Raw genomic sequence first — 9,664 nt, 5'->3', positions numbered from 1 at the left:
GGTTTACCATCGTCGAGCCGCCGTTTTTGTTGTCAGGCTGAGAACTTCACAGCCACGCCGCGCTGGCGGAAATAGGCCTGCATGAGCTTGCGACCCGAGCGATTGTTGTGGGCCAGCTTGGCCGGATCGAAGACGGCTTCCTTGGCACCTTCACGGGCCAGCGCCTGCTTCAGTGTCACGATATGCTCGTCAATCTCGGCATTGTCCGCCTGCAGCGATGCGTAAATCTTGTCCGTAATCTCAGCGACGGTCGGTTCGCTCATGGTTCTTGTCCTTTATTTCGGGAACCGTTCGGATACCACAGATTAGCCATTTGACCTACCGCGCAACAACCTATCAACAACTAAGCAACGGACACCACGTCCCGCCTTTTTTACTCGGTGTCAGGAAGCGTCATCTTGCTCTGGATGCGTTCGATCAACTCGTCGAGAACAGCGATGCGCTGCGCTCCGACCGGACGTATCGCATAATAGGACACGGCGATCTTGGGTTCGAAAGGAATGGCGACCACCTTTGCACCGGCAGACCGCAGACTGGTATGATCGACGATGCCGATGCCCATGCCGGCCGCGGCAAAGTGACAGCAGTTGAGCATCGAGGTTTCCATCGTGCTGACCGGCTGGTGATCCTCGATGGCAAATGCACGATCGAGTGCCAGCCGCAGCGGTGAATTGCGACCGGGAATGAGAACACGCTCATCCAGGAGATCACCTGGCGAAATGGCCTGACGGCTGGCCAGACGATGGTCGGCGGTCATGGCTGCAACGGCATAAGAACTGTGCAGCAGAACGGCATTCTTGTCGCTCATTCGTGGCGAACCAAACACCAGACCGAGATCGTAACGGTTCTGCTCGACCATATCCCAGATGTGGCGGCTGTTTTCCACGTCGATCACCAGTGGAATATCTGGCCGCTCGCCAACGGTTTCGATGATGGCCTGTTGCAGATAGGGACGTACCAGAGAGGTCACGCTGGCAATGCGCAGGACGGTGTTCTTGTGCAGGCGAATATCGGCTGCGGCCTGACCGATCTGATCGAGCCCGAGATAAAGCCGCTCGACCTCACGATAGAGCTTGGTTGCCTCGGCGGTTGGCATCAATCGTGTGCCCACCCGCTCAAACAGTGACATTTGCACGATGTCTTCCAGATCGCGGATCAAGCGGCTTACGGCCGGCTGCGTGATGTTCATGGATTCTGCGGCAGCCGTGATGCCGCCCGTCATCATCACGCTGCGAAACGCTTCGACCTGCCGTGGTTTTAATCGCAAGACATCATCCTCCCATAACATTTAGGCATGAAGCATGCACTAAATGCAATTTTTCTTTTCAATAAAGAGTCATTAACGTCTGGTTATTGCGCAGGGAGAGTGCGCACTGAAACAACCCGGAGGAGTCCTCATTATGAAGTTTTCTGGTTTCGCAGCCGCATTGGCAGCGTCTGTCCTTGCCATGCCGCTTGCAAGTCAGGCAAAGGACCTCAGCGTCGGCCTGTCCGCATCGACAACATCCATGGACCCGCAATTTTATGTCGTCGGTCCAAACAGCGCGATGGCCCGCAACATTTTTGATGGTCTTGTCAATCAGGACGACAAGCAGCAGATCCAGCCAGCCCTGGCTGTTTCCTGGAAGATCGTCGATGACACGACCTGGGAATTCAAGCTGCGTGAAGGCGTCAAATTCCACGATGGCAGCGATTTTACCGCAGAAGACGTGGTCGCCAGCATCAAGCGTATTCCGCTTGCCTCAACCAACAGCCCAAGCTCCTTTGCGGCTTATGTGAAGGCAATCACCGAGGTCGAAGCCGTCGACCCGCTGACGGTCCGTATCAAGACATCTGGCCCGACGCCGCTGCTGCTCAACAACCTCAGCCGTATCGCCATTCTGCCGGCCGAGATGGAAAAGGTGACGACAGGCGAAATGAACACCGGCAAGGGTGTTATCGGCACCGGTCCGTTCAAGTTCGTATCCTGGTCACCAGATGATAACGTGGTCCTCGCACGCAATGACGCGTATTGGGGCGAGAAGGCTGCCTGGGACAAGGTCACCTTCCGTGTGTTCAAGAACCCAAGCGCCCGCGTTGCTGCGATGCTTTCGGGTGATGTCGACATGATCGAAAACATCCCGACTGCCGATACCCGCCGTCTGGAAGCATCCGACAAGATGAAGGTCGTCAACATTGCCGGCAACCGCATCATGTACCTGCATATGGATCAGGGCCGCGAAGAATCGCCCTTTGCCAAGGGACCGGATGGCAAGAACCCGCTGTTGAAGCCGGAAGTGCGTCGCGCCTTGTCGCTGTCGATCAACCGCGAAGCGCTGGTTGACCGCATCATGGACGGACAGGGCGTGCCTGCCGGTCAGGTCGTGCCTGAGGGTTATTTCGGTTATGACCCGGCCATCAAGGTCGACGCCTATGATCCGAATAAGGCCAAGCAGCTGCTGGCCGATGCCGGTTATCCCGACGGTTTCTCGCTGACATTCCATGCCTCGAATGACCGTTATCCGAACGACAGCAAGGTTGCGCAGGCGATTGGCCAGTTCTTCAGCCGCATTGGCGTGAAGACCGAAGTCGCCACACTGCCGGGCAGCGTTTATTTCACCCGCGCCTCGAACCTCGAGTTCTCGTTCATCATGGGTGGTGCTGCCGTTGAAACCGGCGAAGCCTCTGGTGTTCTCGGACCGATCCTTGAAACCTATGGTGAAAAGGCAGGGCAGGGCAATCGCGGTCGTTATTCCAACCCGGAATTCGACAAGGCACTGAACGAGGCCCGTGCCACGCTCGACGATGCCAAGCGCGAGGAACTGCTGAAAAAGGCAACTGAAATCGCCATGACTGACCTTGGTGTCATTCCGGTGTTCTACCTTGCCAACACCTGGGCGGTGAAAAGCGACATCAACTATGCCGGTCGTTCCGACGGTTACACGCTTCCCTACTACGTGAAGCCAAACTGATCGAAAAAAGGAGCGGTCCACCATGTCTTTCAGCGGTGTATTTCCCTATCTCGTCTCGCCGGTCGATACCTCCGGCCAGGTGATGCAAGGTGTGCTGACGGATCTGGTGGATCACCTGATCGATGCCAGTGTGCATGGTCTGGCACCGCTTGGCAGCACCGGTGAATTTGCATACCTCTCCCAAGAGCAGAGACGCCGCGTCGTCGACACGGTAATTTCGGCCAATCGTGGCCGGGTTCCCGTTGTCGCCGGCGTGGCGTCGACCTCGACCGCCGATGCCGTTGCACAGACGGAATATATGGTCGAGGCGGGTGCAGACGGAATTCTGGCCATTCTCGAGGCCTACTTTCCGGTCAGCGACGAGGGTGTGGAGGCATATTTCACTGCCATCGCCAAGGCAGCAAAAGGCCGCCCGGTGGTGCTTTACACCAACCCGCAATTCCAGCGCTCCGACCTGTCATTGCCGGTCATCGAGCGGCTCAGCCGGATCGACAATATCCGTTACATCAAGGATGCCTCGACCAATACCGGGCGCCTGCTTTCCATCATCGAGCGGACCCGCGGCCGGATGGAGGTTTTTGCAGCCTCCGCGCATATTCCGGTGTGCGTGATGATGATCGGCGGCGTTGGCTGGATGGCAGGTCCGGCCTGCATTGTGCCGAAGCAGAGCATCGCGCTTTACGAAGCGGCCAAGGCCGGCGACTGGACACGCGCCATGGAGCTTCAGCGCCCCATGTGGAAGGTCAACGAGATCTTTGCAAAATATTCGATTGCCGCCTGCATCAAGACGGCGCTCGATCTGCAAGGTTTTGCAGTTGGCACGCCGATGCATCCGCAAATGCCACTGAATGACGCAGCACGCGCCGAGATTGCCGCTGTTTTGCGCGATGTTGGCGCCCTTTAAGACTTACCCGTACCCACACATTGAAGGCGTTTTTTATGAAGCCGATTTCGATCATCGTCGATTGTGATCCCGGTATTGACGACACGATTGCGCTCCTGACTGCATTCGTTTCGCCAGAACTGAAGATCCTTGGCATCACACCGGTCAGTGGCAACCAGCCGCTGGAACGCACTGTGCGCAATGCATTGCAAGTTTGCGAACTTGGAAACCGGGCCGATATCCCTGTCTATGCCGGCTGTTTCCGGCCAATCATGCGCGAACCGATCCATGGCCAGTTTCATGGTAAGACAGGGCTTGGCAACACCGTGTTGCCAGATCCGGTCAAGAAGGTCGAAGACAAGTCTGCCGTCGATTTCCTGATTGAGACACTGGGACAAGCGGCCGAAAGCGGCGAGCGCATCACATTGTGCTGCCTTGGACCGCTGACCAATATTGCCGTTGCCTTGCGCATCAAGCCGCAACTTGCTGAAGGCATCGAACGCATCGTCATGATGGGCGGCGCTTACCGTGAACCCGGCAACCGCACCATGACTTCGGAATTCAACATTCTGGCAGACCCGCATGCTGCTCATGTGGTGTTTTCCAGCAATGTTCCGATTGTCGCGCTGGCACTGGACGCCACCCACCAGGTGATGTTGAAGCCGGAACATGTTGCCGAATTCTCCCGCGTCAGTGGTCGTATTTCACAGACTCTCGCCGAACTGATGGCATTTTGGGATCGCAATGACGTGCGCCGTTACGGCTCACGGGGTGGTCCGCTGCATGACCCGCTGGTCATGGCCTATATTCTGGCACCGCATTTGTTTGAAACGCAGAAGGCACGCATTTTCGTCGAATATGAAAGTGAACTCTGCATGGGCCAGACGATTGCCGACTGGTACGGCAAAAGCGGCCTGGAGCCGAATGCCGACATCGTCACCAGGGTTGATGCAGATGGCGTGATTGCCTTCTTCCTGGAGCGTTTGTCCCGTTACGCCGAAAAGGCCGTGGCATGACGATACACAAGGTCATCATTGATGCGGATCCGGGCGTGGATGATGCCGCCGCCATCCTGATGGCGCTTGCATCGCCGGAAATCGAGGTTCTGGGTCTATCCATCGTCGCTGGCAATGTATCGCTGAACGACACGGTCACCAATGCCTGCAAGCTGGTGGGCTTGAGTGGCCGCCGTGATGTGCCCGTTTATGCCGGCGCCAGCGGCCCGCTGGTGCGCGAGCAGGTCTATGGCAAATATGCCCGCATCGGATCGTTTGACGACAGGTTGGTCAAGTCAGGCGATATCCAACCCGCGCAGGAAAATGCGGTTCAGTTCATCGTGCGCTCTGCCCGCGAAGCCGCAGCGGCCGGTGAACAGATTACCATCTGCGCCATCGGCCCCATGACCAACCTGGCACTGGCGCTGGTGCAGCACCCCGACGTGGCGCGCGGCATTCGCCAGATTGTGTCGATGGCAGGGGCGTTTACCGCACTTGGCCACCGCACCCCCTGGGCGGAATTTAACGTCTATGCCGACCCACATGCGGCCGAGATCGTGTTCCAGTCCGGTGTGCCTGTTGTGCTGATGCCACTCGACATGACGTTTCAGGCGCTGTTCACGGCAGAGCATTTCGAGCGCTTTCGCGCCGGAGGCGAAGCTGGTGCAGCACTTTACAATCTGTTTTCCACCTTCGATCGCAGCGACGAAAAACGTTTTGGTCGTCCGGGCGGCCCGATCCACGATGCGACAACGATCGCCTGGCTCATTCGCCCCGACCTGTTTAAAAGCCAGGAGGCTTTTATCGGCGTGCAAGTCAGCGGTCTGACGATGGGTTATACCTATGCCGATTTCTACAAAAAGATGGACCGACCGGCCAACGCCACTGTCGTGACCGACGTGGACGAAACCGGGTTCATCGAATTGCTGATCGAACGTATCGCCCGCCATGGCGGCGAAGCGCTCGACAGACGACTAACGGGAGGCTCAAGATCATGAGCGGATATCTCTTAAGCCGGTCGCTTCAGACCGTGCTCACCCTTCTTGTCATGTCCGTGCTGGTGTTTGCCGGGCTTTATCTCGTCGGCAACCCTGTCGACGTGCTGTTGAGCCCAACCGCGACACCCGCTGAACGAATTCAGGTCATCCAGTCCTTTGGCCTCGACAAGCCTGTGTGGGAACAATACTGGCTTTTCCTGACCAACGCGCTGTCGGGTGATCTTGGCAATTCCTTCGTGTTCAACCAGCCTGCCTTGACGCTGATCATGAACCGCATGCCGGCGACGCTGGAACTGGCCTTCGTGGCACTCGCCATGGCGCTGGTGATCGGCATTCCGCTTGGCGTTTATGCCGGTTTGAAACCGAAAGGTTTCATTTCCAAGTCGATCATGACCTTCTCGATCCTTGGTTTCAGCCTGCCGACCTTCTGGATCGGCCTCGTGATGATCATGCTGTTCAGCGTTTATTATGGCTGGCTGCCGTCTTCGGGTCGTGGTGACACGGTCAATGTTCTCGGTGTACCGCTTTCGATGTTCACACTCGATGGCCTGTCGCATCTGCTGCTGCCGGCATTCAATCTGGCTTTGTTCAAGATTTCGCTCGTCATTCGCCTGACCCGTGCGGGTGTGATGGAAACCATGCAGCTTGATTTCGTGCGCTTTGCCCGCGCCAAGGGCTTGCCGGAACGCCGGATCGTGACCGTACACGTGTTGAAGAACACGCTGATCCCACTGATCACCGTCATTGGCCTTGAACTCGGTTCGCTGATTGCCTTTGCGGTTGTGACCGAGACCATCTTTGCATGGCCGGGCATGGGCAAGCTGATCATTGACGCTATCGGTGTGCTCGATCGCCCTGTCATCCTCGCCTACCTGATGATCACCGTTGTCATGTTCAGCGTGATCAATCTTCTGGTCGACATCCTCTATTCGATCGTCGATCCCCGCGTCCGTCTTGAGGGGAACTCGTGATGACCGACAACAACAATTCGACCGTATCGGTCCATGCTGCCGCCAACAGCGGCGCAAAATCCACCTCTCGTTCACCGGCGCGCGAAGTCATCTACGCCCTGTTGCGTGACAAGCTGGCGCTGCTCGGCATCGTTCTTGTGACGATCTTCATCCTCGCCGCCATCTTCGCACCGATGATCGCGCCGCAAAACCCATATGATCTGGCACAGCTCGACATCATGGACGGCCGCCTGCCTCCCGGTTCGGAAAGCATGTCCGGCATGACCTACCTGATCGGCACCGACACGCAGGGCCGTGACCTGTTCAGCGCCATTCTGTACGGCTTGCGCACCAGTATTCTGGTGGGTCTGTCGAGTGCCGCCATCGCACTGGTGATTGGTGCATCGATCGGTCTGACCAGCGCCTATGTCGGTGGCCGCGTCGATTCCGTGCTGATGCGTATCGTCGATATCCAACTCAGCTTCCCGGCCATTCTGATTGCGCTGATCTTCCTTGCCATTCTGGGGCAGGGCGTTGACAAGATCATTCTGGCGCTGGTGGTCACACAGTGGGCCTATTACGCCCGCACGATCCGTGGTTCTGCGCTGGTGGAACGCAAGCGCGCCTATGTCGATGCTGCCCGTTCCATGGCACTGCCCGACCGCAGCATTGTTTTCCGGCATATTTTGCCAAACTGCCTGCCGCCGCTGATCGTCGTTGCCACCATGCGTGTTGCCTATGCGATCATGCTCGAAGCGACGCTGTCGTTCCTCGGTATTGGCCTTCCGGTGACAGAACCATCGCTCGGCCTGCTGATTTCAAACGGTTTTGAATATCTGCTGTCTGGCGACTACTGGATCAGTTTCTTCCCGGGCATCGCCCTTCTGTTGCTCATCGTCGCGATCAACCTGATCGGCGACAGCCTGCGCGACATTCTCAATCCGCGTCGTGAGGGCTAAGATCATGACCAATAATATTCTGAATACCGCACCGATCCTGTCGATTTCCAACCTCAACACGGCATTCCGTGTGGGCGGTGAATGGCGCAATGTGGTGCATGACGTCAGCTTTGACATTGCACCAAAGGAAACAGTCGCCGTTGTTGGCGAGTCCGGCTCCGGCAAAAGCGTGACCGCCATGTCGATCATGCGGCTTTTGTCACCGGGCAATTCGCGCGTGACCGGCAAGATCGAATTTGAAGGCAAAGATCTTCTGTCGATCCCGCTGGACGACATGCAGAAAATTCGCGGCAACCGCATCGGCATGATATTTCAGGAGCCGATGACCTCGCTCAATCCGGTGCTGAAAATCGGTGAGCAGATCACCGAAGTGCTGCGTCAGCACCGTGGCATGTCGGAAACCCAGGCCCAGGCAGAAGCGGTGCGGCTGCTGGAAAAGGTGCGTATTCCCTCGGCCAAGTCGCGCCTCAACGAATATCCGATGAACTTTTCGGGCGGCATGCGCCAGCGCGTCGTTATTGCCATTGCACTGGCCTGCGACCCCAAGCTGCTGATCGCCGATGAGCCGACCACGGCGCTTGATGTGACCATTCAGGCGCAGATCCTCGAGCTGATCAAGACACTGCAGGAAGAGGAGGGCATGTCCGTTCTCTTCATTACCCATGACATGGGTGTGGTCGCGGAAATCTCCGACCGCACGGTGGTGATGTATCGTGGTGAACAGGTCGAAACCGGCTCGACCCATGATCTTTTCGCTGGTGCCAAACACCCTTACACCCGCGCACTTCTCTCTGCAGTTCCACAGCTCGGTTCAATGACCGGCAAGGACCGGCCGTTGCGGTTCCCGCAGGTCGACATGGCAACCGGTGAGATCAAGCCGGTCAAGCCAACGGAAGATACCGTCAAGCGCGATCAGCCACCGATCCTTAAGGTGGATAATCTGATCACCCGTTTCCCGGTCAAGCAGGGTTTTCTGCGCAAGACCATCGGCCGCATCCATGCGGTTGAAGGCGTATCACTTGAACTGCGTCAGGGTGAAACCCTGTCATTGGTGGGCGAATCCGGTTGCGGAAAATCCACCACCGGCCGTTCGATCATCCGCCTGACCGACCCGGTGTCCGGCGAGGTGCAGATCGGCGGCAAGAATGTGCTGAAGGCCGACAAGGGCAGCCTTGCCGACATTCGCCGTGAAGCCCAGATGATCTTCCAGGATCCGTTTGAAAGCCTCAACCCGCGTATCCGCGTTGGTCAGGCGATTGCCGAACCGATGATCACCCATGGCCTCGTTAAGGCATCGGAGGCACGTCAGCGTGTCGGCGCGCTCCTCGAACGTGTTGGCCTCGCGGCCTCGATGGCCGATCGTTTCCCGCATGAATTTTCCGGCGGCCAGCGCCAGCGTGTCTGTATCGCCCGTGCGCTTGCACTGGAACCGAAGCTGCTGATCGCGGACGAATCCGTCTCGGCGCTCGACGTTTCTGTGAAAGCACAGGTGATCAACCTGATGCTTGATCTGCAGGAAAAATACGGCCTTGGCTACCTGTTCATCAGTCATGACATGGCGGTTGTCGAGCGTATCAGCCACCGCGTTGCCGTGATGTATCTCGGTGAGATCGTCGAGATCGGTCCGCGTCAGGCCGTCTTCGAAAATCCACAACACGACTATACCAAACGCCTGATGGCGGCGGTGCCGATTGCCGATCCATCACGTCGCCAAACGCGCCACATCTCCAATGACGAGATCAAGAGCCCGTTCCGTGCCGCAGATTACGTGCCGCCGAAGCGCAGCTATGAGCAGGCCGGGGAAGGCCACTTCGTTCAGGTCGCGTAAGGAAAAGGCGCGTCGCTGAAAGATGTCACGGGACGTGCCTCAATCGCAGCAGGTCTTGCCTGTTCGCGCACTGGCAGCCAAAGCAGCATTCCGATGAGGC

At 57.5% G+C, this 9,664-nt stretch carries 9 protein-coding genes; 7 read left to right on the top strand and 2 right to left on the bottom strand.

All coding sequences use genetic code 11. The annotated features are described in order from the left end of the window. Nucleotides 1-32: 32 nt before the first annotated feature. Nucleotides 33-263 (bottom strand): hypothetical protein, encoded by a 231-nt coding sequence (locus RT613_RS05445; protein ID WP_313613598.1) that lies wholly within the window; start codon nt 261-263, stop codon nt 33-35. Nucleotides 264-373: 110 nt separating this feature from the next. Continuing rightward, the gene (locus RT613_RS05440) at nt 374-1,267 is read right to left on the bottom strand and encodes a LysR family transcriptional regulator (RefSeq protein WP_313613597.1); all 894 of its coding nucleotides are present in this window, start codon (nt 1,265-1,267) and stop codon (nt 374-376) included. Between the two features lie 133 nt (nt 1,268-1,400). Here RT613_RS05440 and RT613_RS05435 point away from each other — a divergent pair, with 133 nt between their 5' ends. The 7 genes from RT613_RS05435 to RT613_RS05405 are packed head-to-tail and all read left to right on the top strand — an operon-like array spanning nt 1,401 to nt 9,564. After that, nucleotides 1,401-2,951, top strand: coding sequence for an ABC transporter substrate-binding protein (locus RT613_RS05435; protein ID WP_313613596.1), 1,551 nt, complete (start codon nt 1,401-1,403; stop codon nt 2,949-2,951). Between the two features lie 22 nt (nt 2,952-2,973). Continuing rightward, nucleotides 2,974-3,855 carry a dihydrodipicolinate synthase family protein gene (locus RT613_RS05430; protein WP_313613594.1) on the top strand — a complete coding sequence of 294 codons (882 nt, stop codon included), beginning with the start codon at nt 2,974-2,976 and terminating at the stop codon, nt 3,853-3,855. Nucleotides 3,856-3,890: 35 nt separating this feature from the next. Beyond that, nucleotides 3,891-4,850: a nucleoside hydrolase gene (locus RT613_RS05425; protein WP_313613592.1), complete on the top strand. Its 960-nt coding sequence runs from the start codon at nt 3,891-3,893 to the stop codon at nt 4,848-4,850. After that, nucleotides 4,847-5,827 carry a nucleoside hydrolase gene (locus RT613_RS05420; RefSeq protein ID WP_313613590.1) on the top strand — a complete coding sequence of 327 codons (981 nt, stop codon included), beginning with the start codon at nt 4,847-4,849 and terminating at the stop codon, nt 5,825-5,827. The genes RT613_RS05425 and RT613_RS05420 overlap by 4 nt, the downstream gene beginning before the upstream one ends. Beyond that, a complete protein-coding gene (locus tag RT613_RS05415) occupies nt 5,824-6,798 on the top strand; it encodes an ABC transporter permease (protein ID WP_313613588.1) in 975 nt (324 codons plus the stop codon). Before RT613_RS05420 ends, RT613_RS05415 begins: the two co-directional genes overlap by 4 nt. Continuing rightward, on the top strand, nt 6,798-7,736 hold the full coding sequence (locus RT613_RS05410) for an ABC transporter permease (protein WP_313613587.1): 939 nt from the start codon (nt 6,798-6,800) through the stop codon (nt 7,734-7,736). Before RT613_RS05415 ends, RT613_RS05410 begins: the two co-directional genes overlap by 1 nt. Before the next feature lie 4 nt (nt 7,737-7,740). Further along, a complete protein-coding gene (locus RT613_RS05405; protein ID WP_313613585.1) occupies nt 7,741-9,564 on the top strand; it encodes an ABC transporter ATP-binding protein in 1,824 nt (607 codons plus the stop codon). Nucleotides 9,565-9,664: the final 100 nt, after the last annotated feature.

The organism is Agrobacterium sp., assembly GCF_032092815.1.
Taxonomy (GTDB): domain Bacteria; phylum Pseudomonadota; class Alphaproteobacteria; order Rhizobiales; family Rhizobiaceae; genus Agrobacterium.
Note: the sequence above shows the minus strand (reverse complement) of the source record. Positions and strands in the feature narration are given on the sequence as shown.